19 protein-coding genes are annotated in these 22,094 nt (G+C 52.5%); 10 read left to right on the plus strand and 9 right to left on the minus strand.

Annotation, left to right across the window (positions count from 1 at the left end):
- The first annotated feature begins 217 nt into the window (after positions 1-217).
- The 6 genes from ACN0YN_RS09790 to ACN0YN_RS09815 all read left to right on the plus strand — a co-directional run bounded on the left by ACN0YN_RS09790 (position 218) and on the right by ACN0YN_RS09815 (position 6,265).
- Positions 218-961, plus strand: a complete 744-nt coding sequence (locus ACN0YN_RS09790; RefSeq protein ID WP_417384820.1) for a type 1 glutamine amidotransferase — start codon at positions 218-220, stop codon at positions 959-961.
- 34 nt (positions 962-995) lie between these two features.
- Positions 996-2,345: a glycosyltransferase family 4 protein gene (locus ACN0YN_RS09795; protein ID WP_417384821.1), complete on the plus strand. Its 1,350-nt coding sequence runs from the start codon at positions 996-998 to the stop codon at positions 2,343-2,345.
- A gap of 221 nt (positions 2,346-2,566) precedes the next feature.
- Positions 2,567-3,775: a 2,3-bisphosphoglycerate-independent phosphoglycerate mutase gene (locus ACN0YN_RS09800; protein WP_417384822.1), complete on the plus strand. Its 1,209-nt coding sequence runs from the start codon at positions 2,567-2,569 to the stop codon at positions 3,773-3,775.
- Positions 3,776-4,017: 242 nt separating this feature from the next.
- Positions 4,018-4,674 (plus strand): MotA/TolQ/ExbB proton channel family protein, encoded by a 657-nt coding sequence (locus tag ACN0YN_RS09805; protein WP_417384823.1) that lies wholly within the window; start codon positions 4,018-4,020, stop codon positions 4,672-4,674.
- A complete protein-coding gene (locus tag ACN0YN_RS09810) occupies positions 4,671-5,546 on the plus strand; it encodes a hypothetical protein (RefSeq protein ID WP_417384824.1) in 876 nt (291 codons plus the stop codon). Before ACN0YN_RS09805 ends, ACN0YN_RS09810 begins: the two co-directional genes overlap by 4 nt.
- A gap of 326 nt (positions 5,547-5,872) precedes the next feature.
- Positions 5,873-6,265 (plus strand): hypothetical protein, encoded by a 393-nt coding sequence (locus tag ACN0YN_RS09815; RefSeq protein ID WP_417384825.1) that lies wholly within the window; start codon positions 5,873-5,875, stop codon positions 6,263-6,265.
- 57 nt (positions 6,266-6,322) lie between these two features.
- On the opposite strand, the gene ACN0YN_RS09820 is transcribed toward ACN0YN_RS09815, so the two are convergent.
- The gene (locus ACN0YN_RS09820; protein WP_417384826.1) at positions 6,323-7,507 is read right to left on the minus strand and encodes a glycine C-acetyltransferase; all 1,185 of its coding nucleotides are present in this window, start codon (positions 7,505-7,507) and stop codon (positions 6,323-6,325) included.
- Between the two features lie 53 nt (positions 7,508-7,560).
- Positions 7,561-8,592 carry an L-threonine 3-dehydrogenase gene (gene tdh, locus ACN0YN_RS09825; protein ID WP_417384827.1) on the minus strand — a complete coding sequence of 344 codons (1,032 nt, stop codon included), beginning with the start codon at positions 8,590-8,592 and terminating at the stop codon, positions 7,561-7,563.
- A 137-nt stretch (positions 8,593-8,729) separates the two neighbouring features.
- Between tdh and ACN0YN_RS09830 the strand changes: the two genes are divergently transcribed.
- Complete coding sequence (locus ACN0YN_RS09830; RefSeq protein WP_417384828.1) at positions 8,730-9,347, plus strand: helix-turn-helix domain-containing protein; 618 nt, start codon at positions 8,730-8,732, stop codon at positions 9,345-9,347.
- A 12-nt stretch (positions 9,348-9,359) separates the two neighbouring features.
- Here the strand turns inward: ACN0YN_RS09830 and ACN0YN_RS09835 are convergent, their stop codons facing one another.
- The 4 genes from ACN0YN_RS09835 to ACN0YN_RS09850 form a co-directional block, all read right to left on the minus strand.
- A complete protein-coding gene (locus ACN0YN_RS09835; RefSeq protein WP_417384830.1) occupies positions 9,360-10,400 on the minus strand; it encodes a bile acid:sodium symporter family protein in 1,041 nt (346 codons plus the stop codon).
- Between the two features lie 38 nt (positions 10,401-10,438).
- Entirely contained in the window at positions 10,439-12,130 is a 1,692-nt protein-coding gene (locus ACN0YN_RS09840; protein ID WP_417384831.1) for a tetratricopeptide repeat protein, read from the minus strand.
- Between the two features lie 140 nt (positions 12,131-12,270).
- Positions 12,271-13,131, minus strand: coding sequence for a 3-deoxy-8-phosphooctulonate synthase (gene kdsA, locus ACN0YN_RS09845; protein WP_417384832.1), 861 nt, complete (start codon positions 13,129-13,131; stop codon positions 12,271-12,273).
- Between the two features lie 67 nt (positions 13,132-13,198).
- Positions 13,199-14,074 carry a diacylglycerol/lipid kinase family protein gene (locus tag ACN0YN_RS09850; protein ID WP_417384833.1) on the minus strand — a complete coding sequence of 292 codons (876 nt, stop codon included), beginning with the start codon at positions 14,072-14,074 and terminating at the stop codon, positions 13,199-13,201.
- A 411-nt stretch (positions 14,075-14,485) separates the two neighbouring features.
- Between ACN0YN_RS09850 and ACN0YN_RS09855 the strand changes: the two genes are divergently transcribed.
- Together ACN0YN_RS09855 and ACN0YN_RS09860 are read left to right on the plus strand one after the other, a co-directional pair.
- Positions 14,486-16,210 carry a response regulator gene (locus ACN0YN_RS09855; protein ID WP_417384834.1) on the plus strand — a complete coding sequence of 575 codons (1,725 nt, stop codon included), beginning with the start codon at positions 14,486-14,488 and terminating at the stop codon, positions 16,208-16,210.
- Positions 16,211-16,434: 224 nt separating this feature from the next.
- Positions 16,435-17,742 (plus strand): Gfo/Idh/MocA family protein, encoded by a 1,308-nt coding sequence (locus ACN0YN_RS09860; RefSeq protein WP_417384835.1) that lies wholly within the window; start codon positions 16,435-16,437, stop codon positions 17,740-17,742.
- A 229-nt stretch (positions 17,743-17,971) separates the two neighbouring features.
- Here ACN0YN_RS09860 and ACN0YN_RS09865 read toward each other — a convergent pair whose 3' ends face one another.
- The 3 genes from ACN0YN_RS09865 to ACN0YN_RS09875 all read right to left on the minus strand — a co-directional run bounded on the left by ACN0YN_RS09865 (position 17,972) and on the right by ACN0YN_RS09875 (position 20,141).
- Positions 17,972-18,430, minus strand: a complete 459-nt coding sequence (locus ACN0YN_RS09865) for an SMI1/KNR4 family protein (protein ID WP_417384836.1) — start codon at positions 18,428-18,430, stop codon at positions 17,972-17,974.
- Positions 18,431-18,511: 81 nt separating this feature from the next.
- A complete protein-coding gene (locus ACN0YN_RS09870; protein WP_417384837.1) occupies positions 18,512-18,898 on the minus strand; it encodes a hypothetical protein in 387 nt (128 codons plus the stop codon).
- A gap of 286 nt (positions 18,899-19,184) precedes the next feature.
- Positions 19,185-20,141, minus strand: coding sequence for a mannonate dehydratase (locus tag ACN0YN_RS09875; RefSeq protein WP_417384838.1), 957 nt, complete (start codon positions 20,139-20,141; stop codon positions 19,185-19,187).
- A gap of 214 nt (positions 20,142-20,355) precedes the next feature.
- Between ACN0YN_RS09875 and ACN0YN_RS09880 the strand changes: the two genes are divergently transcribed.
- Positions 20,356-22,053 (plus strand): formate--tetrahydrofolate ligase, encoded by a 1,698-nt coding sequence (locus ACN0YN_RS09880; RefSeq protein WP_417384839.1) that lies wholly within the window; start codon positions 20,356-20,358, stop codon positions 22,051-22,053.
- Positions 22,054-22,094 lie beyond the last annotated feature (41 nt).

Genomic DNA, 22,094 nt, shown 5'->3' on the forward strand with positions numbered 1-22,094 from the left:
GGATATCATTTCGAGTTTGGAAAATGTAATATAAACAGATCGTGATGTTAGCGAAAACAGGGACCTGAATCACGGAAATCAACTGCTGAGTTGAGAATTTCGGGTCATCTCTGAATGCTTTCAGGCTACAATGGCAACAAGCTCTCGAACTCGGTTGCTACTGGTGATATGAGCACTGAAAACTGAAATGAACTAAAACGAGATTGAACGGACTTTGATGTTAGAGCCACTTCGCTATTTATTGTTACAGGTGCGAAACGCAGACGACCCCATGTTGAGCCAGGAAGTGGCTTGCTTCGCAGACACCCTGGAAGTGGATCAGAGTCAGGTGGCAGTTTTCGATCTCCTGGGAGGCGCACTACAGGAACATGATCTGCTGGAAGTGGATATTGTTCTGGTCGGAGGGAGTGGCCATTATTCAGCCGCCGGTGAAGGGGACTGGCTGGAAATCGCACTCGACAGTCTGCGTCTGGTTCATGATTCCCGCAAGCCGACGTTTGCCTCCTGCTGGGGGTTTCAGGCGATGGCCCGGGCCATGGGGGGACGCGTGATACACGATCTCGACAAAGCCGAGATCGGCGTGCATCATGTCAGACTCACTTCAGCCGGAGCCGCCGATCCCGTGTTTGGCGCCTCTGGACCAGTGCTGCAAGGTCTGATGGGACATGAAGATACTGTGATTGATCTCCCTCCCGGTGCCGAATTGCTGGCCTCGACAGATCGAGTACAGAATCAGGCCTACCGGTTCGTCGATCGACCCATTTACTGCACGCAGTTTCATCCGGAACTGGATCGTCAGTCGTTTCTCGGGCGATTGAACAGCTATCCTGAGTATGTCGAAAAAATCGCGGGTCTGTCGCTGGATGAGTTTCGCGATTCTATTCATGATACACCTGAAGCCGCCGCTCTGTTAAAACGATTTGTGCAACAGATTGCCCCACTCCATCTGGATCAAACCTGAAGCGATCTCCCGCTCACCGCCAGGCAGAGAGTTTATGTCAGAACCATCACCCCAAAAATTACATGTGGCCATCATCACCTCGGGAGGTGCCGGGATGTTTTGTGGTGCCTGTATGCACGACAACACCTGGACCCGGGCCATGATGCTGCAGGGAGCAGAAGCCACTCTCGTCCCGACCTACACGCCGATCCGTGTGGATGAAGAAAACATGACAGGTTCTCCCGTATTTCTGGGGGGCATCAATGTCTATCTGAATTACCGCTCGAAGCTCTGGCGTAAGCTGCCCGGTTTCATGAAACACTGGCTCAACACGCCCTGGATCATCAACCTGGCCACGAAATTTGGCGTCAGCAATGATGCCCACGAACTGGGCGCGCTGACGGTCACGTTGCTGGAGGGAGACCAGGGCGCTGAAGGGAGAGAAATCGAAGAGCTGGCGCAGTTCCTGGGTTCTCACCTCAAGCCTGATGTGATCTGCCTGAGTAACGCATTGCTCTCTGGTACGATTAAAAAAATCAGGGAACATTTTCAGGGGCCCCTGTTCTGTATTCTGCAGGGAGACGATGTCTTTCTGGAAGAACTGGGGGAACCTTATCGCAGCCGTTCGCTGGAACTGATTCGCAACAATGTGCAGCAGGTGGATGGCGTACTGGTTCACAGCGACTACTATCGCGAGTTCATGTCCGATTATCTGGATGTCCCCATCGATCACATTCATAAAGTGCTGCTGGGCATCAATCTGGAAGGACACGACGGCACTCCCGCTGATCACACGGATGAGCCCTTCACCATCGGTTTCTTCGCCCGGATCTGTAAAGAGAAAGGACTGCACAACGTCGTTGAGGCGTTCGAGATCTTTCACAAAGCCCATCCCGACAGTCGCCTGTGTGTGGGGGGATTCCTGGGTAAAGAAAGTGAAGCGTATTTTCACGAAACAACAAAAAATCTGCCGGCCCTCAACGAGTCGTACAAATACTGGGGCAGTCCCGATACACGCGAAGAAAAAATCGCGTTCTACAAGAGTCTGTCGGTGCTCTCGGTTCCGACCGACTACCACGAACCCAAGGGGCTGTTCGTTCTGGAAGCAATGGCGAACGGGGTGCCCGTCGTTCAGCCGGCCCATGGTGCCTTCCCGGAATTGATCGAACAGACGGCAGGCGGCCTGCTGGTTCCTCCCGGAGATCCGCAGGCGCTCGCTGATGCCTGGGAACGGCTTTATCAGGACCGGGAATATCGCCTCCAGCTGGCCCGGCAGGGGTACGAACGTGTTCGTCAGTTCTATAGTGCCGAGCTGATGGCGACCGAAAGCCTGAGCTTCTTCCAGAAATGGGTCGATGCCGCCGGTTTAAAGCAGAACACGCCTCAATTGACGCCCGATCCCTGATTGTCGCGGCGTACTGCTTAACAACCGGCTCTGATTTCTGTATCGTATAGACTGTATCCAGTCTTACTGGCAGTGTCTCCAGGTCCATTTGGACCGAGTCGATTAGACAGGCAGACGCTAAGGTAAAATTTGATACGCTTTCGTATCCCGCTGACAGTACTGGTTCTCATTTGTGGACCACTGAATTTATAAACGTTCCATCATAAGGTATTGAGATTGCGATGGCAGACCTGCACGCGTTAATGAAAAAACTGCAAAAGAAGAATGATTCCAAAATTGTACTCCTCGTTTCGGACGGACTGGGGGGCCTGCCTCTGGAACCGGGTGGAAAAACCGAACTGGAAACCGCGAACACTCCCAACCTGGATGCCCTCGCGAAAAAGGGAACCCTGGGACGCAGTATCCCCGTGATTCCCGGCATCACTCCTGGTAGTGGCCCCGGTCACCTGGGATTGTTCGGCTATGATCCCCTCGAATTTAATATTGGTCGTGGCGTACTCGAAGCTCTGGGCATCGACTTTGAACTCGGTCCCGATGATGTCGCCATCCGCGGTAACTTCTGTACGCTCGACGATGATGGAAACATCACCGACCGTCGCGCAGGTCGCATCGCCAGTGAAATCGGAGCCGAGCTCTGCAAGAAGCTCGACAAAATCGAGATTCCCGGCGTAGAAGTTTTCGTAAGGCACGTCAAAGAATATCGTCTGGTGATCGTGCTCCGTGGCAAAGGGCTGGGGGGAGACATCAACGATACCGATCCTCAGAAAACCGGCGTGCCTCCACTGGAACCCGTCGGTGCAAACGAAGCATCTCAGAAGACCGCTGAACTCTGTAAAGAATTCCTCAAACAGGCTGGCGAAATTCTGAAAGACGATCGTCCCGCGAATCTGCTCACCATGCGTGGCATTGCCAAGATGCCCGAGATCCCGACCTTCGAAGAAGTCTATGGCACCCGCGCCGCTGCGATTGCCGTCTACCCGATGTACCGGGGACTGGCGCGCCTGGTCAGTATGGATGTGAAAGACGCTGGCCAGACACTGGAGTCACAGATGGACTGTCTGGAAAAAAACTGGGATGACTACGACTTCTTCTTCGTGCATTACAAGTACACCGACTCCACAGGCGAAGACGGTAACTTTGCTGCGAAAGTCGCCAAGACGGAAGAAGTGGATACCTGCATTCCGCGGATTACGGCTTTGAACCCGGACGTGCTGATCGTCACCGGTGACCACAGCACCCCTTCCAAAATGAAGTCGCACAGCTGGCATCCCGTGCCCGTGCTACTCTCTGCGGAAAACGCCCGCTTCGACGGCTGTCAGAGTTTCGGCGAATCCGAGTGCATTCAAGGCGGACTGGGGCAGTTTGAAGCCAAATACCTGATGTGGCTGGCCATGGCTCACGCCGGTCGCCTGGAAAAATATGGTGCCTGATTTGAGAATCAATCAGCGTTAAACGAATCAGGGATGCAGTCTTCCGCGTGAGGTCTGCATCCTTTTTCGTTATATTCGTTGTGACTGGAAGAACTGCAGAGGTGCTGGAGAATATCTTCAGGAATCTTCAAGGAATCAGGGGTTTTATGATCGATTCTGTTAATAGCACCGTTTCAAAAACAGGCCGCCGCCGTTCCTGAAACATCAGACAGCAGAATCACAAACTTTAGCAGGTGGAATCGATGTCGCAGTATTTAAGCCAGCTTTCCGGGCTCTCCACAATGGTCATTACCTTGGCCTGTGGCGCACACCTGTTTTTTTTCTTTGTGCTCTGGGTCTGGTCCCGCCGCGACCTGCGGGGCATCGCTTCTTCACTGGACGATTTCACCCGTGGCTTGAAACACCGCAGCCTGCTCGATTCGACGGGCCACCTGTCCGATCAGATCGAAGCCTTCCTGGCAGACGTGAATGAAACGCTCGATCCCAAAGCGAATCCCGCCGACCGCAAAGCACTTTCCGAACGGGTGCACATCCTGGATGAAAAGCGCCGCTACCTGGATTCGCATTTTTTTGAGACCTGTTACAACATCTGTCGCACCATGATTGAAGCGTATCCCCTGGCAGGGGTGCTGGGAACCATCCTCGCGATGGGAGCCGCGCTGCAGGCCAACGCGGGGCCTGAAACGACCAATGCCATCAGTTCGATTGTCAGCCATTTCGGTGATGCCATCTGGTCGACGTTTGCCGGCCTGGCTGCCGCCATCCTGCTGATGTTTGTGAACAGTGTCCTCGAGATGTCCTTTCTGGGACTGGTAGAGAATCGCCAGCATGTCCGTGATACCGTGGTCCGCGCCAAACGGGAACTCGTGCTGGCCGGGGGAGGCGAGACACCCGCATGATCAGCCGTCGCCGCCTGACATTTCAACTGACTCCCCTGCTGGACCTGCTCCTGATCGTGATCTTTGCGCAGTTCATGGACACCCAGGAGTCGACGGCTCGCATTGAGCAGCGTTCTCAACAGCAGGTGACGCAAGCCGAGCAGGAAGTAAAAACGCTCAGGGAAGAACAACGAATCGCACTGAAAGAAATTGCCGAACTGAAACGGTCAAAAGAGCAGGCCTTACGCGATGCGATGCAGGCAGAGCAGAATGCGATGAAAACGCGGGACCAGGCGCGTGAAAGTGCGCAACTGTCGGAGAAACAGAATCGTGAACTCAACGAAGAGTTGAAGCACACGCGGGAGCAGCGCGATCTCGTCGGCGAAATGGCGCAGCAGCTGTTTCAACTCCCCGATTCATTACTGGACCCGCTGTTAAAGGCCAAACCGGATCCGGATTCCGAACAGACGAAAGCGGAGATCGAGCGCATCAAAAAACAGCTGCAGGAACTGGCGGGAGGCAAGGCCATTGATGTGGTCAAACATTTTCTGACATATGATGAGCTCACCAAACGCAGCGATATCTGGGAACTCTATCTGACGGAGAACGGCGTTTTCAGGCTGAAGATCGGCGCTAAGTCCACCGATTTTCGGGCGGATACGCCACAGGACTTTGTGGATCGTTTTTATGCGGTCTATAAAACGGTGCCTCAGCCCAAAAGCCTGGTGATCATCCTCTTCTCCTACGGCGACGCCCGGGCCTCCGTGCGGTTTGCTGCGACGCAAGGTCTGCCTCTGGTCGCCGAACGCATGCGAACCGACAGCAGCGGCCGCACACGCTACGAATACGCGGTGATGGGCTTTGCCCCGGAAAAACGGGAAGTTGTAAAATAAGAACAGCATCGCTGGACTTTTTGTGATAATTTGAATGATTCAATCGTGCATTGATTTCTTAGGAAGAAAATGAGTCATACGGTATAAATAGAGCTAAATGTAAAACTGCTGAATACAATTAAGAAAACAATAAAAAGCAGATGTAGATTAAGGAACGACTACTCATTTAACTTATTACATTGAAAAAAATGAAATGAAATAAATACATGAAGGACTTGGGGTGTCTGGCATAAATACTGTAAAATCGAAATAATTATCCATCAGGTTTGGAGTGCATTTGAAAAGCTATTTTATGATAATCACTTTCAAAAATGGGAAAGATGCAAATGGATGAAAACGAATATCGAGTCTGGCGACGACGGATTCATATGTCAGAACGCTATAACGCAGAAGCTGCATTTGCAGAGGCATCGGGCAACGATACTAAGGCGGCAGAACATAGAAAGAATGCTGCTAAATTTCTGAGAGGTGCAGTCGAAATGGAAAAGCACGAAAAGAATGGATGGGTTCTGACATTAATTCGTCCACTCTGGGCGAATGACGTGCAGCCCATATTTGTTGGTCCCACTGGTCTAGTCGAGAATCCTGCTAATGCGGTTTGCTATAATTCATTTACCGAAGCTTGTGAGTCACGGACTTCACCTAAAGAAATTACCAATCGATTTCCAGAGCCGCTGAGTTATCATTTAGAGTTATATAAAAACTCAAATACAGAGTGATATTATGAGAAATGCTGAATTCTATAAATTATTATCGGTTTAACCTTCAGATGTATTCTAAATCCCCAGTTCGGCTTTGACTTCTTTGAATTTCTCAATCGCAAAATCCAGGTCTTCAATCGAATGGGCGGCTGAGATCTGCGTTCGAATCCGGGCTTTTCCTTTGGGAACCACCGGGAACGAGAAGCCGATGACGTAGATGCCTTTCTGCAGTAACGCATCGGCCACGCGGGCTGCGAGAGCCGCATCGCCCAGCATGATCGGGACAATCGGATGTTCGCCGGGCAGGACTTCAAAACCGACTTGTGAAATTCCTGCACGAAAATGTTTCGTATTGGCTTCCAGTTTGTCGCGGAGTTCCGTGGAAGCAGTCAGCAGATCAATGGCGGCAATCGAAGCCGTCACAATCGCTGGAGCCACCGAGTTGGAAAACAGGTAGGGGCGTGAACGCTGTCTTAACAGTTCGATGATCTCTTTGCGTCCGCTGGTGTAACCACCGCTGGCACCGCCGAGCGCTTTGCCCAGCGTACCTGTGATGATGTCAATTCGATCCATCACGCCATGAAATTCATGGGTCCCTTTGCCATGCTGTCCCATGAAGCCAACCGAGTGGGAGTCATCGACCATCACCAGGGCATCGTATTTTTCCGCAAGATCACAGATGGCCGGTAGATTGGCAATGTAACCGTCCATCGAGAACACGCCGTCAGTCGCGATCATGCGATAGCGGGCCGACGAAGCTGCTTTCAGTTGTTCTTCGAGGTCCTGCATGTTGTTGTTTTTGTAGCGGAACCGCTGTGCTTTACACAGCCGCACGCCATCGATGATGCTGGCATGGTTCAGTTCATCGGAAATAATCGCATCTTCAGCCGTTAACAGCGTTTCAAACAGGCCGCCGTTGGCATCGAAACAGGACGTATAAAGAATCGTATCTTCGGTCTCCAGAAACTGGCTCAGTTTCTGTTCCAGCTGTTTGTGAATCGACTGTGTCCCACAGATGAAACGGACCGAAGAGAGACCGTAGCCCCACTCATCCAGGCCGGCATGAGCGGCGGCAATGACAGCCGGGTGTTCTGCCAGTCCCAGATAATTATTGGCACACATATTCAGAACCGGCTCTCCCTCTGCGACACGAATATGAGCATCCTGAGGCGTGGTGATAATCCGCTCTGACTTATAAAGCCCTTCCTCGCGGATCGTCGAGAGTGTCTGTTCCAGTTCCTGTTTGATCGATCCATACATGAGACAAGTCCCGTTCTGGTTAAATGAGTATCAATTAAGTTGCTTGAAGTTCGTTAAATATTGTTCCAGTCAAGAATGACTTTGCCGGACTGACCGGACATCATCACTTCAAAACCCGCTTCATATTCACTGGCATGGAAACGGTGTGTGATGACCGGGCTGATATCCAGTCCACTCTGCAGCATCACTGTCATTTTATACCAGGTCTCGTACATTTCGCGACCGTAGATTCCTTTCAGCGTCAGCATGTTGAACACGACCACGTTCCAGTCGATGGCAATTTCTTTTTCCGGAATTCCCAGCATTGCAATTTTGCCGCCATGACACATGTTATTCAGCATGTCGCGAAACGCCTGCGGATTGCCTGACATTTCCAGCCCGACATCAAAGCCTTCGGTCATGCCTAACTGCTGTTGTGCATCGGCAATGGAATTCTCGCGGACATCCAGCGCCAGTGTGGCACCCATCTTACGCGCCAGGTCGAGTCGATACGGGTTCACATCGGTGACCACCACATGCCGGGCACCTGCATGCCGGACGACAGCCGCTGCCATCACTCCAATCGGGCCGGCCCCCGTGATCAGCACATCTTCTCCCAGAACATCAAAGGAGAGCGCAGTATGCACGGCGTTTCCAAACGGATCGAAGATCGATGCAATATCGCGGTCGATCGAATCGTCGTGATGCCAGATGTTTGTCATCGGCAGAGAAATGTATTCTGCAAACGCACCGGGACGATTCACTCCCACGCCCCGCGTATGAGCACACAGATGCCGTCGACCGGCAAAGCAGTTCCGACAGCGTCCACAGACAACGTGCCCTTCACCACTCACAATTTCTCCCGGCGTGTAGTCGACCACATTTGATCCGACCTCCACTATTTCGCCGACGAATTCATGACCGACCACCATCGGGACGGGAATGGTCTTCTGCGCCCAGTCGTCCCATTTATAAATATGCACGTCGGTCCCGCAGATGCCCGTGCGGTCGACTTTGATCAGCACATCGTTGATGCCGATCGTGGGAACAGGAACGTCTTCCAGCCAAAGCCCCGGCTTTGACTCTTTTTTGACCAATGCCTTCATAACAGAACCCATTTCACTCGGGAAAATTGAAGAAATTCACACGGGAGAATCCTTTATATTGACTCATTATCCATTATAATAGAAAGTGTGTATCCAATTTGCAAGAGAATAAATCCATTATATTGGAATGTAGTGCCATGTCGGCAAACTCCGCCAGAAAACAGTCTACTGCAGCAGCAGGTTCCGAGTTGTCCCCTGATGAAATCAGCGGGCAGCTTTCGCAGCGCGTACGGGAACTGCGCAAGGAGCGGGGCTGGTCGCTCGATTCTCTCTCCGCCGCTTGTGGCGTGAGCCGATCGATGCTCAGTCAGATTGAACGTGGTGAAGCAAACCCGACTCTGGCGGTCACCGTGCGAATCTCTCAGGCGTTCGGCATCGCATTAGGCGAACTGGTGGAAGCACCGGTTTCTACTTCTTCCATTGAAGTCATCCGCGCTGAGGATCGAACGTTTCATTACCGCTCGGATTCTGAGTGTCGCATTCGTACACTCTCTCCCCTGCATCTGGAAAAGGATGTCGAGTTCTACGAAGTCCAGCTGCACACCAGCGGGAAACTGCAGAGCGCGCCCCATTTTCGGGGCACCCGTGAATTCCTGACCGTTGAGAAAGGCAAAGTCCAGGTCGATTCGGGAGAGGACAGCACTTTACTGGGACCAGGTGACTCTGCCAGCTATCGCGTCGATGTGCCTCATGCCATTGTCAACGTTGGGCGCGGCGAAGCGGTTCTGTTTCTGGTCGTCATCTACCAGAACTGATGACAGTGATATCTACTGTTCGCAGGCGGTCAGGCTCGGTTCGGTTTCCACTTCGGGCTCTGACAGTTCGAGTTCGAAATATTTCTCGCGATGTCGATCAGCGAGAATCGTATCGATAAAGAACTGTGACGTATGAAACATCAATAGCGGAAAGACGGCAGACGGAATGCCCGCGTTGCCGAACATGGAGGCATCGGTGGCGACGAAGACCGCGATAGGCAGCGTTTTCTGACTGCCGGCAATCGCACTGGCAATCCGGTCGCGGGGGGCAAAGCCAAATGATTTTCCCAGCAGCAGATTGGCAGCAAATCCGCTGACATGCACTGCAATACAACTGATCCAGACGACGGCAACCGCTGCCAGCGAAATTCCCATCTCGGAGGTCTGGATACCGTAGCCCGTCTGCACTGCCGCGAGCAGCACCATAAACAACACAAAGATCAATGCCACCGTTCCCAGCCGGGATGTAATCCGGTCTGCAAATGCTTTGATCTGCCGGTTCATCCGGAGAATCTGTCCGAAGACGACGGGCAGCATCGCCGCATAAAACAGTTTGGTAATCATGGCGACGCGATCGAATTCGATCTCACGCGACGTGATCAGCAGAATCCAGAACGGAACTGTGATGAAGCAGGCCCCATTGGTGATCATGGTGACCATCAGGGAGACGCCATCATTGCCTCCCCCGCGACGGGTCCAGACCGATGCGCCACACAGCGTGCAGGGCACACAGGCCATGATAATCAGCCCGATTCCAAAATCAGCCGACAACTGCAGCGGCAATAACGCCCAGGCTATGACCGGTAATAAGACGACATTCGTCACCAGTGATAGAATCAGCGGTCCTGGTTTTTTGATCGATGTCAGCAGGTGTTCGGAGTTCAGACTCAGCGACATCAGAAACAGTACGATTGCCGTCAACCAGGAGGGGCGAATGAACTGCTTCACCTGCGACAAAGTTTCCTGAGATCCTTCATGGCCTGCATAGACGCCGATCGTAATCACAATTGTAATGCAGACTAAAAACCAGCGACGACGAAGGAAGGCAAGCATGACTCAGATTTCAGTTGGAGGAGTGCCGTATTGAGCGTTTATTTTTTTGATGCATTTTCGCGAATTGCGCGCCACCGCTGTTCCAGGTAGGGGAACACCGGTTTAAGTGCTTCGGGAGGTTTATTCTCGCCGACGGCTACAATCGCACTGGATAATTTGCCCGACTGGGCATCACAGATTGCCATCAGATAAATGGCGGCAACCGTGCGCTCCGGATCCACGCGGGAATAGAGCCGGAAATAATCGTTAAACGTCTGGCTGGCAGAAGAATAATTTCCCTGCAGGTATTGGCCGATCGCGAGGAAATAGGTGGCCTGCTGGGCTGCCATCAAATGCATTAACCGCGTTTCCTGCGGGACAACCAGGTCGGAAGGAAAACCAGCCTCCAGTCGGGTTGTGACATAACTCGAAATGGCTTCTGTCTGGTCTCCCAGCAATTGAGCAGTGCGCGTTTTCAGTAATTTCCTGGAAGGGGCGCCCCAGGGAACGACAAAACCTTCGGGGGTCTCTTTTCTCAACTTCACATCATAAGGGACCGGTGCGCGAAATGGTAATTTGATCGAAGAGATTCGTTTTGCCAGATCGCCGGTGACGGATTCACTGGCATCGACTTGTTTGTCGGGATATTCAGAAACTTTGATTTCCGCTTCTTTCAGAATTCCTTTTCCAATGGTCTGCAGATGTGCGATGAAACCGGGGTCCCCTTTTAGTTCTTCCAGATTGCGGAACAGTACGAACGTCTGTTTGCGCGACAGCGAATCTTCCAGGCGTCGCATCCGGGTCGACCATTCACAACTACGTCCAATAATGATGGCCTGGGGCGTTTTCAGTTCTTCGGCGGAAAAACGGTTCGCCGCGTCTTCTCCATAAAAATCTTTCAGGATCTCAGGAGATTTCAAAACATCGGCCAGGGTCGCCGGGTTCGGGATCAGGATTGCATCGGCTGGCTGGTCCTTCGCGGGAATCGGCAGACCCAGCGTGGGATCAAACAGGTAAATGTCATCATTCAGCAGAACGCCGATCAGTAGTTTAAAGGGGGCCTCTTTGGCAGGCTTCAACAGGACCGCGTCCAGTCGCAGTTGTCTGAGCATGTCGATATAGATCCAGGCACGCTGTTCTGCAGAACCGGCGCCCAGAATGCAGATTTCATACGGGGACAACGGGAGCACATTCTGTTCGTTGGTCACGAGTGCCACATTCCCCATGCAGTAATAGAAGGCAGCCGTGATGCGTTCGACATCATTCGCTTTGCCTTCTATCGCGGCGTTGATCATTCCGTTAAAAAGCTGTGAATCGCGGACGAATTTTGCATCCGACTCTGTAAATCGGATTAAATCCATTTTCGCCAGCTGGGCTTCTCCCAGGTACTTTTTGAAAAATGGCTTCTGGGAATCGGTCAGGGTGGGTTTATCTGTATCAAAATTTCCACAATTTGACGCCCACTGATTCAACAGGCCCACGGCACGACCTACGAACGAACTGATGCCCAGTCGTTCGGGTTCCAGCATGCTCATTGCGTTATCGATGTAGTTGTTGCAGTCCGATTTCGTCTGACTGGAAGAACCCGACGTGCCGGTTGCCGTCTGGGATGTGCCTTTTTTCGCAGGCTTGGTCGTCGTTTTCTGATCTTTACAGCCTGAAAGGGAGATCAGCAGGGCAAAACAGCAAACACCAGGAATCAACCCCAGCCGGAGAGCAGGGACGCGTCGTATCAGATTCGAGAAGGTCATATCAGTTGCAGCTTCATGGTACTGTACAGAACCGTCTCGCATCAGACGGGACTGTGACTGTCAAAGATCAGTAAGGCCTCTGGAAGGAATTCAATGAATATCAGAGGAGAACATGCTGTACCAGATACTATAACCAATTTTCAAGCAGATGGAATGTCTGATGCCCCAACGATTTCATTGAACAGATCGCGGAATTTCTGCATCTGGGTGGCAAAAGCTGCAAAATCATCCAGAGGCAGCATATTCGGGCCATCACTGAGCGCCTGTGAAGGATCAGGATGTGTTTCAGCGAAGATGCCATCACAGCCGCAGGCCACAGCGGCCCGGGCCAGGAACGGAATCATTTCCCGCTGTCCTCCGGTTGATTTTCCCCCTGGTGTCTGGACGCTGTGTGTCGCATCAAAAATCACAGGGGGGCCCATCGACTTCATGATGGGAATGCAACGCAGATCATTCACCAGCCGCCCATAGCCAAATGTGGTTCCCCGTTCGGTCAGCATCAGTCGCTCCAGCCCGAATGCCTCACATTTTTTAACCGCGTGAATACAGTCTTCGGGGGCCACAAACTGCGGCTTTTTGATATTCACCACGCCATCATATTTGATTGCGGCTTTGGAAGCTGCTTCCAGCAGATCGGTCTGACGTGCCAGAAATGCAGGGATCTGTAAAATCCGACAGACCTCAGCTGCAGGCGCCGCCTGACCCGGTTCATGGATATCGGTTGTGACTTCCAGTCCTGTTTCCTGTTTCACTTTTGCCAGGATCTCCAGGCCGCGTTCCAGACCCGGACCACGGAAGCTGTCGACACTCGTCCGATTGGCTTTGTCGAAACTGCACTTGAAGATTAGCGACAGATTTTCCTGCGAAGCGATTTCAGCGAGTCGTCTGGCCGTGGCCAGGACCACTTCTTCACTTTCAATCACGCACGGTCCGGCAATGAAGACCAGTGGAAGTTGTTTTCCGCATTGAACCTGACCGATTGAAACCGGGTTTTGTGCCACCTGAGAATCCTTTCCAACAGTATTACTTGAAATGAAGCTTCGCGAATTATGGTGGAATTCTCCCAGTTCAGCAAGGGACGATAAATCGGCCTGCCCGGGGAAGCACCCTGATTTCCAGTGGCGTCAGACCGGAAGCATCCCCATCGGTCTGAACCGGAACGGGTTGTGCCGAGCGAATTTGAATGCGATTCGCCTGTATCCGTTGCACATCAGGTGAATTCAAATGTGTGCCCCGAATGATCTGGTACAGATATTTCAGAGTGCTGAACAGCCCTTTTCTCTTAAACAGAATCACGTCGAGCAGCCCGTCTTCATCATTTGCTGTAGGAGAAAAATTCAGATTCAGCCCGTAAGCGGGAATATTAACGATGATCGCATGGTAGGCGGTGATTTCGTCAGTACTCTGATCGGTGGTGATCAGCAGCGGTTCATAAGGATAGGACCGAATCGTACGCCAGACTGGTTTCAGATAACTCAGATGGGAAATATTTCCTTTGCGAAATTCGGTCAGATCGGCGACCACTGCAGCGTCGAAACCCACGCTTGCCATCAGGATAAATCGCTGCTGCTGCATCTGGCACAGGTCGATTTCGCGCGTCGCTCCCTGGCTGATCATATTTGCAACGAATGTGCCGGATTTCTGGATTCCCAGATACCGGGCCATCAGGTTTTCGGTTCCCAATGGTAAAATCGCGATTCGCTGATCAGGATATCGGTTGATCAGATCCTGAACTGTTCCGTCACCGCCGGCGGCGACCACACAGAGTGGCGGAGTTTCCGTTGACTGGTTTTTCAAAAGTTCCTGCATGCGTTCCCGATTGGAAAACAGCCGAGGGCGGATGCCTTTCCGCTTCAGCTGGCGGATCAGATCCATAATCAGTGAGGCTCGGTTACCTGTTCCGGAGATCGGATTTCTTTGAATGGCGACCCAGGGTAAACTCATTTGCAGTCATTCTTTCTGCGGCGGCAGGGGGGTGAAACGGTTCGCTGGAAAGGGACTCAGTCATCAAAACAGGCGGAAAAACTTGAGAAAAAATATCCGGAATCGGGCAGAATTTGAAGAAATTCCCAGATTCCTTTCGTTGGATCTTAATTTTGGCTGACAGAAAGCCGATTTCATAGGTACGATATCGTTATACTGTTTATGTTGTTCAAGATTTTGGTGAAAAGCATAAATACTACGGCAGGTATTCTATCAATCGTACCTGAATCTACGTAATACAGGATTGAGGCATCTTGTTTTTATTCCGGTTGTTACTACAAATTAAGTAGACTGGAACAACAAATGTCCCCGTTGGTAATACAAAGTTTAGTGAAGCATCAAATGTCTTAGTGGACAAAGGCTGTTTTCGTAGTGACCAATCCGCAAAAAATTCTCTTCTGTGGGCCCTCAGACGAGCAGACTTCTGAGTTGCGAGAACAGTTCTCCAATGAAGACTATGTGGTCGTAACCCCCGAAAATCTGGCGGAAGGCATCGCGGAATTTGATCAGGGGAATATTTCTGCCCTGGTCGTGCCAGCCACTACCGGTACCTTACCCCTGGCGTTGATTCAGTCGGGTACGCTGCTGGAATTTCTTCCGCACGCCGTCGTCGTGCTGGATGCTGACCTGCGAATCATCTGGGCGAATCATCAGCTGGGCCAGCTTTGTTGTCAGGAAAACTCGCTGATCGGTCATTCCTTCTACGATGCCTTCGGTGCCCCTGAAATCCTGGGCCCCGACTTCAGTCCGTTTCACTCCGCTTTTTCCACACGCAAGATTGCCAAGAGCGGTCTGCGGGTCGGCGATAAAAGTTATTTTGATGTCGAAGTCATGCCGGTCCTGACCTCTTCCGACAGTAAGCAGGAGCCCGCGTACCTGGTGGCCAGCGTGCGTGACATTTCGGAAGAAGTCTTACAGCGTCAGAAACTCAATGCCATCTATCAGGCCGGACTCGAGCTCGGCGATCTCTCTCCCGAAGAAATTTTCGAGATGACAACAGAAGATCGCATCGAACTTCTGAAAGCCAAGATTCTGCATTACACTCAGGATCTGCTCGAATTTGAGACCGTGGAAATCCGTCTGCTGGATAAAGCCTCGAATCGTCTGGAAGTCCTGCTGGCAGTCGGCATGGAGCAGGTGGCAACGAACCGTACGCTTTATGCAGACCCCGAAGGAAACGGCGTGACCGGCTTTGTCGCCGCCACGGGGAAAAGTTACCTCTGTGAAGACACGGCACACGATCCCCTCTATATGACCGGGGCTCCCAACGCCCGCAGTTCGCTGACGGTTCCCCTCAATCTGCACGATGAAGTCCTGGGCACGTTCAATGTGGAAAGCCCGCATGCGGGGGCCTTTGATGAGAATGATCTGCACTTCCTGGAGCTCTTCAGTCGCGAAGTCGCGATTGCTTTAAATACACTGGACCTGCTGGTAGTCGAAAAACTGACAACCGCTTCTGCCAGTACTGAGTTAATTATGCGTGGGGTCGTTGATCCGGTGGATGAGATCCTCAACGATACGGCCTGGATTCTGGAGCGGTATATCGGTCACGAGCCAAGTGTGTGCGAGCGATTGCAGCGTATCCTTAAAGATACTCGCCACATTAAGCAACTGATTCAACAGGTGGGAGACGAAATGGCTCCCCAGACACCTCATCATCATAAAGTGCCCACGATGAGACAGGTGAATCCCAAACTGGTCAACAAGCGGATTCTGGTCGTCGACAGTGATGCCACTGTCAGACGAGCCGCACACGAACTGCTGGGCCGACTGGGCTGTGAGGTAGAAACCGCTCACGATGGAGAAGAAGCATTCCTGATGGTCCGCAGCTTTCACTACGATGTGGTCATCGCCGATATCCGGCTACCCGATATGAACGGGTACGAATGCTTCTCCCAGATCCGGGAGATTCATGAGCACCTGCCTGTGATCCTGATGACAGGTTTTGGGTACGATCCCACGCACTCGATCGTCAAAGCCCGGCAGCTTGGTTTGAAATGCGTCCTCTACAAACCGTTCCGGCTCGACCAGCTGATTTCCGGCGTCGAAAAAGCCGTCAGCATCTCGGAAGATATCACCTCTGAAACTTCGAATTGAAGTTCCTGCTTCACGCTGTTCTCGACTTGTCGATTCCCCTTTTCCACTCGCTCATTTTTCCGTTTTCAAAATACAGTCTCGATTTCGCTCCGAGCCTGCGATATATTAAAAAAGTTAAATTATTGGGGCCGTCTCATTTGAGATGACGAGTTTTTAACACGACTCATCGCCCGGCATATTCATATCAGTCACACTGCAGCTCACTTCCTCACCAGGAGATATTCATGTCAAATACTGTCGACCGCCGCGAGTTCCTCAAGAAAGCCTTGATTGCGGGGACTGCTGTGCCTGCCTTAACAGGGGCGCTGCCTCTGCTGCCGCTGGAAGCCGCTTCCCAAAGTAAAAGTCCGAACGAAAAACTGAATCTGGCTTCGATCGGCGTGGCCGCCCGCGCTTATGCGAATATCAGTGGCACGAAATCAGAAAATTTCGTTGCTCTATGTGACATTGATGCGAAACGTCTGGAGGTCGCAGCCAAAGAATTTCCCAAAGCAGATACTTACGATGACTATCGCAAAGTACTCGAACGCAATGACCTGGACGGCGTACTCGTCAGCACTCCCGATCACATGCATGCCCCGGCTGCCGCTGCAGCCCTGCGAAAAGGCCTGCCCGTTTACTGTGAAAAACCGCTCACCCATTCTGTGTATGAAGCACGCGTCCTGACCGATCTGGCTGCCAAAGCCGGTGTTGCCACTCAGATGGGGAACCAGATTCACGCCACAGACAATTATCGCAAAGTCGTGGAGATGGTTCAGTCTGGTGTGATTGGCCCCGTCCGTCGCGTGCATGTCTGGGTGGGGGGCGGAGTTAGCCTTGAAGGGAAACGCTCCAAAGAAAACAATCCCCCCTCCTACGTCAACTACGATCAATGGATCGGGCCGGCTCCTTTCCGTCCCTACAACGAAACGAGTTTCCACTTCAACTGGCGCTACTGGTGGGACTTTGGAAACGGCCAGCTGGGTGACTTCGGCTGTCACTATATGGATCTCCCCTTCTGGGCATTGAAACTGAAATATCCCAAAACGGTCGTCGCTGTCGGGGAAAAAGGACATGGCGGCGTGAATGAATGCCCCAGCCTGATGAAGGTCGATTACGAATACGAGGCCCGCGAAGATCTGCCTCCGGTTCATATGACCTGGTATCATGGCGGCTGGAAACCCAAAGGCGCCGAAGTGTATGAGAAAAACAGTGCAGTTCTCTTTGAAGGGGATGACGGACGCCTGCTCGCCGACTATGGGACGAACAAGGTCTTCATGGAAGCCGGCAAAGAAGCCAAACCGGTCGAACCTTATCTGACTCGGCCCAAGAGCCACCACATCGAATGGCTCAACGCGATCCGCAATGGCACTCCGACCGGAAGTAACTTCGGTTACGCCGGTCCCCTCACCGAGACCGTGCTGCTGGGCAATGTTTCCTACCGCGTCGGTCAGAAGAAACTGGAATGGGACGCCGACAATCTCAAAGTCACCAACGTCCCCGAAGCCGCCCAGTACATCAAACGCGAATACCGCGAAGGCTGGACGCTGTAAACGATAAGAATCAGTCTGACGAACTTTGCTACGTCACAAGATAAAAAAAGAGCCTGCTGAATTGGTTTCAGCAGGCTCTTTCTGTGATCACTTCCACATGGGCAGTCAGTAAACAACAGGATTCGATTTATTTCCGGTGATACCTGTCAATATGATGGTTCAGATATATTGTTTAAACTTATACCAGTTTGATATGAGGAGAAAAAAGAAGATCTAAGTAAGACGGAATTCAGGAGATGACTTTTTGAATAAATTCTACAAAGTTTAGTGCAAATCCAGAACACACCATGGGTAGATCCTCTGGTTCTTCAGAGTATTCGTGATCCCAATATAACACTGGGAGTTCACCATCAGCCCCCGGCTTTCTTAGATCGTAGCAGAAATAACTCCCGCCCCAATCGCTGGCAAAAGGTATCACCGGACCATTCGCCATTTCTTCGAGATCTTGTCGCATCTCTGACACCTGCTGATCAAGATCAAGTGCATTTGGTAGTGCTACACCGAAGAGTCGAACATACCCGACAGTACCGCCATTACCTCTCAACAGAAATTCGCGGTGGCTTGGTGGAAGTGCGAATTGGTGATTTTTTTCGAACGATGTGATATCTTCTACTGAAGCAGGAGAATTCAAATTAGTATCTTCGTTGGCAAGCACTATGGCCCACAAATCGTCGTCGAAAGCTGTCATCAATCTCCCCTCAATAACATAGAGCCTGCCGAGATTAACTCAGCAGGCTCTTTCTGTTTTGTGACTTTGAATCGCAGTCGCTTATCTGTATTTCACAACGGTTTTATAGTTGGGGGCTAAAAACCGGGGACCGCGGCTCTTGTAGACGACTCTGCCTGGACCGTAGTAAGAGTAGGTCGAGACTGCGGGTGCATAGTAGGTAGTTACAGGCTGTACCACGACAGGTGTCTGATAGTAAACCGGAGTCACAACCGGCGCGGGTACGAGCGCTGGTGTGTAATACGCGGTCATCGCGGGCACATAGTAGGCAGTACTCACCGGTGCGGGCACCGAGTAAACGGGTGCCGGTCCCACGTAGGGGAAGGGGGAACTGTAGTAAGTGATGCGTCCGCCCGCTTCGGAAACGGAGGACATCAATGTGAAACAGGCGACGAGAGCCGCCGCAGTGAACAGCATTCGAATACGCATGGGTCTGACTCCTAATGAGTGGAAAATCGAATTTCGTTTCTGATGAACCGGGCACAGTTCATTCTGGTCAGGCACTTCTTCCAGAAAGGTGCCTCCTGCCTCTGATTTCGACTTCCCTGTCAGACGTCAACAACTGGGTAAGTTGTGCCCTCTTTACCGATTATACCGGGAATTCCGCGTACAGCCACCAGCCAGATCATGTTTTTTCAATCTCTGACAAATCAATAAACTGTGATGGATTCAGGTTTTCCGGAAAATCAGCCCCGTTGGGGTACAGGAACCGCTTTCACGCCTTCTGAGCTGCTTCAATCAGCCCCTGCAGGTATCCGAAGGCATGCAGGCGACCCAGCATCGTATATCCGGGTTCTCCCGCTTCTTCACCCACCAGTTGAGGCACATGATCGGGGCGAATCGGTCCTGTGAAACCGATTTTCTGATATGCTTTGACGGCGGCGAACATGTCGGTCGGGCCATTATCGTGAAACGTTTCGACAAACCGTTCCCGCGTTCCCCGGATATCCCGAAAATGCACATAGCGGATATGAGTTCCCAGTCGCTCGATTGTAGCGGGAATATCAACGCCCATTTCCGCAAACGTGCCCTGGCAGAAACAGATGCCATTCGCCGGACTCGAAGAGAGCGCCATCAATCGCTCAAAACACTCCACGGAATTCATGATGCGCGCCTTTCCCATGAATACATCGAGCGGCGGATCATCGGGGTGCATTGCCAGTGTTACACCACATGCTTCTGCGACCGGCAGCAGTTCTCTCAGAAAGCGTTCCAGATTGGTCCAGAGTTCCTCAGCGGTAATCGGGTCCGATTCCTGATCACGTGTGGTTTCCGAAAGTGAAACCGCCTGCTCGGCCTGTTCGACATCAAAGCCGGTGACCAGCGCGCCGCCCCGCTCTGGTGCTTTCAGTTCTGTGCGCACCCAGTCAGTCCCCGCCATGAAGTTGTAGCAGACAAACGGTATGCCCACTGCCTGCATGTTCTGCAGCAGCGTTTTCATTTCCGCGATCTCTTCATCAAACCGTGCATTCCCCAGCTTGATGTTTTCGATGGGCAGATAACCTTCAATCGCGGCAATCTGCAGACCGCAGTCGGTCACCTGTTTTTGAATCGACTGCAGTTTTTCCAGACCAGGTCCCGGATAACGGATCGTGACATGCGTGACACCAATTTGTGAAAGCAGCTGCAGATTATCATCGGTAAATGGCGTCACGACAGAGGTCAGTTGCATTGTGGGTTCCCGTTCTCAGCTCAGATGAAGTTCAAAAAATATTGATTAATGTATGTGTACTCTGGTTTCATTTTCATGTTTTTCCACTGATTTCACAATCATCGACGTACAGAATTAACAGGTTCTCTCTTTTCTCAAATGTTGAAATTGAGGTAGAATCCGACACACTTTATCAACCAGCGAACGAATTCATTTATCTGACAGGCGCTCTCAGATGCATCGTATTACTCCATCCAGCCCCGGCGGGCCGATTCTCAGAGACATTGATTCCCTCGCGAAAGAAATCGGTCTGGGGCCAGGCGACTACGAACCGTACGGCCGCCTCAAAGCCAAGCTGGTCCACGGACTCGCAGACAAACTGGCCGATCGTCCCCTGGCAAAGTACATTGGCGTCACCGCCATCAACCCCACTCCCCTGGGTGAAGGCAAAACGGTGACCACGATCGGTCTGGCGATGGCCCTTTCACAACTCGGGCACACCACAATTGGTACACTCCGCGAACCTTCACTCGCGCCGATATTCGGCATCAAGGGGGGCGGAGCCGGTGGAGGCAACTGCACGCTGGAGCCCCAGTCCGATATCAACCTGCATTTTACCGGCGATCTGCACGCAGTCACTTCGGCCACGAACCTGTTGGCCAGTATCATCGATAACCACATCGCCCGGCGGAAAACTCCCGAAATCAATCCGAAGACCATCACCTGGAAACGGACCCTGGACCTCTGCGACAAAGGGCTGGCCCACATCATCAGTGGACTGGATCAGCTGCCGCAAGCCCCCCTCCGCGAGACCGGTTTCGACCTGACCGCTGCCTCGGAAGTGATGGCAATCCTCGCGCTGGCCAGCAATCCCCGCGATCTGCGCCAGCGACTGGCACGCATTGTCGTCGGCATGACATATGACCGCCAGCCGGTGACCGTTGAACAGCTGGGCTGTGCCGGTGCGATGGCCGCCCTGCTCGTCGATGCTTTAAGACCCAATCTGGTGCAGAGCTGTGAAGCGACTCCGTTTCTCGTTCACGCCGGTCCCTTCGGCAACATAGCGCACGGCAACAGCTCCATCATCGCCGACCAGATCGCCCTGCGACTGGCCGATTATGTCGTCACGGAAAGCGGCTTTGGTGCAGACTGCGGCGCAGAAAAGTTCTTCGATATTAAATGTCGCACCAGTGGTCTGCACCCCGACGCGGAAGTCCTCGTCTGTACGGCCCGGGCGCTGAAGCTGCAGAGTGGTCTGTTCAACGTTCAACCGGGAAAACCGCTGCCCGCGGCACTGCTCGAAGAAAATCTGGAAGCGCTCCATGCGGGAGCCGTCAATCTGCGGGCGCACCTGGAGATCATTCAGCAGTTTCATCTCCCCACCGTGGTCGCCATCAATGCCTTCCCCGATGATTCCGAACGCGAGCTGGAAGAGATTCAGAAGATTGCGCTCGAACAGGGCGCTTCCGCGGCCGTCATCACGCGGGCCTTCAGCGAAGGGGGCGAAGGCTCACTCGCGCTGGCCGAAGCGGTCGTCGAGGCTGCTGCACAACCCAATGAGTTTCAGTACCTCTACCCGCTCGAAATGCCGATCGCGGAGAAAATCGAAACGATCGCGACCCGCATCTATGGAGCCGACTCCGTCGACTTCGAACCGCTGGCCCGTCGACGGATGCAGGAATACGAACAACTGGGATACGGCGATCTGCCGATCTGCATCGCCAAAACACAATACTCGCTCTCCCACGATCCGCATCTATCGGGACGACCGAGCGGCTTCACTTTCCCGGTTCGCGATCTGCGCCTCTCCGCGGGAGCCGGTTTTCTCTACGCGTTGAGCGGCGAAATCCGCACGATGCCCGGCCTCCCCTCAGACCCGGCCGTACTGCAGATCGACATCGACGATTCCGGCAAAATCATCGGACTGCATTGAGGGGCAGCTTGTCTAAAAATTAGCCGCACGGCGTTAGTCGC

The sequence above is a fragment of the Gimesia sp. genome (genome assembly GCF_048260065.1).
Taxonomy (GTDB): domain Bacteria; phylum Planctomycetota; class Planctomycetia; order Planctomycetales; family Planctomycetaceae; genus Gimesia.

Bases quoted from the DNA above. Each gene is read 5' to 3' on its own strand.
- ACN0YN_RS09790 (WP_417384820.1), top strand. From the start codon at position 218: ATGTTAGAGCCACTTCGCTATTTATTGTTACAGGTGCGAAACGCAGAC.
- ACN0YN_RS09795 (WP_417384821.1), top strand. From the start codon at position 996: ATGTCAGAACCATCACCCCAAAAATTACATGTGGCCATCATCACCTCG.
- ACN0YN_RS09800 (WP_417384822.1), top strand. From the start codon at position 2,567: ATGGCAGACCTGCACGCGTTAATGAAAAAACTGCAAAAGAAGAATGAT.
- ACN0YN_RS09805 (WP_417384823.1), top strand. From the start codon at position 4,018: ATGTCGCAGTATTTAAGCCAGCTTTCCGGGCTCTCCACAATGGTCATT.
- ACN0YN_RS09810 (WP_417384824.1), top strand. From the start codon at position 4,671: ATGATCAGCCGTCGCCGCCTGACATTTCAACTGACTCCCCTGCTGGAC.
- ACN0YN_RS09815 (WP_417384825.1), top strand. From the start codon at position 5,873: ATGGATGAAAACGAATATCGAGTCTGGCGACGACGGATTCATATGTCA.
- ACN0YN_RS09820 (WP_417384826.1), bottom strand. From the start codon at position 7,507: ATGTATGGATCGATCAAACAGGAACTGGAACAGACACTCTCGACGATC.
- tdh (WP_417384827.1), bottom strand. From the start codon at position 8,592: ATGAAGGCATTGGTCAAAAAAGAGTCAAAGCCGGGGCTTTGGCTGGAA.
- ACN0YN_RS09830 (WP_417384828.1), top strand. From the start codon at position 8,730: ATGTCGGCAAACTCCGCCAGAAAACAGTCTACTGCAGCAGCAGGTTCC.
- ACN0YN_RS09835 (WP_417384830.1), bottom strand. From the start codon at position 10,400: ATGCTTGCCTTCCTTCGTCGTCGCTGGTTTTTAGTCTGCATTACAATT.
- ACN0YN_RS09840 (WP_417384831.1), bottom strand. From the start codon at position 12,130: ATGACCTTCTCGAATCTGATACGACGCGTCCCTGCTCTCCGGCTGGGG.
- ACN0YN_RS09850 (WP_417384833.1), bottom strand. From the start codon at position 14,074: ATGAGTTTACCCTGGGTCGCCATTCAAAGAAATCCGATCTCCGGAACA.
- ACN0YN_RS09860 (WP_417384835.1), top strand. From the start codon at position 16,435: ATGTCAAATACTGTCGACCGCCGCGAGTTCCTCAAGAAAGCCTTGATT.
- ACN0YN_RS09865 (WP_417384836.1), bottom strand. From the start codon at position 18,430: ATGACAGCTTTCGACGACGATTTGTGGGCCATAGTGCTTGCCAACGAA.
- ACN0YN_RS09870 (WP_417384837.1), bottom strand. From the start codon at position 18,898: ATGCGTATTCGAATGCTGTTCACTGCGGCGGCTCTCGTCGCCTGTTTC.
- ACN0YN_RS09875 (WP_417384838.1), bottom strand. From the start codon at position 20,141: ATGCAACTGACCTCTGTCGTGACGCCATTTACCGATGATAATCTGCAG.
- ACN0YN_RS09880 (WP_417384839.1), top strand. From the start codon at position 20,356: ATGCATCGTATTACTCCATCCAGCCCCGGCGGGCCGATTCTCAGAGAC.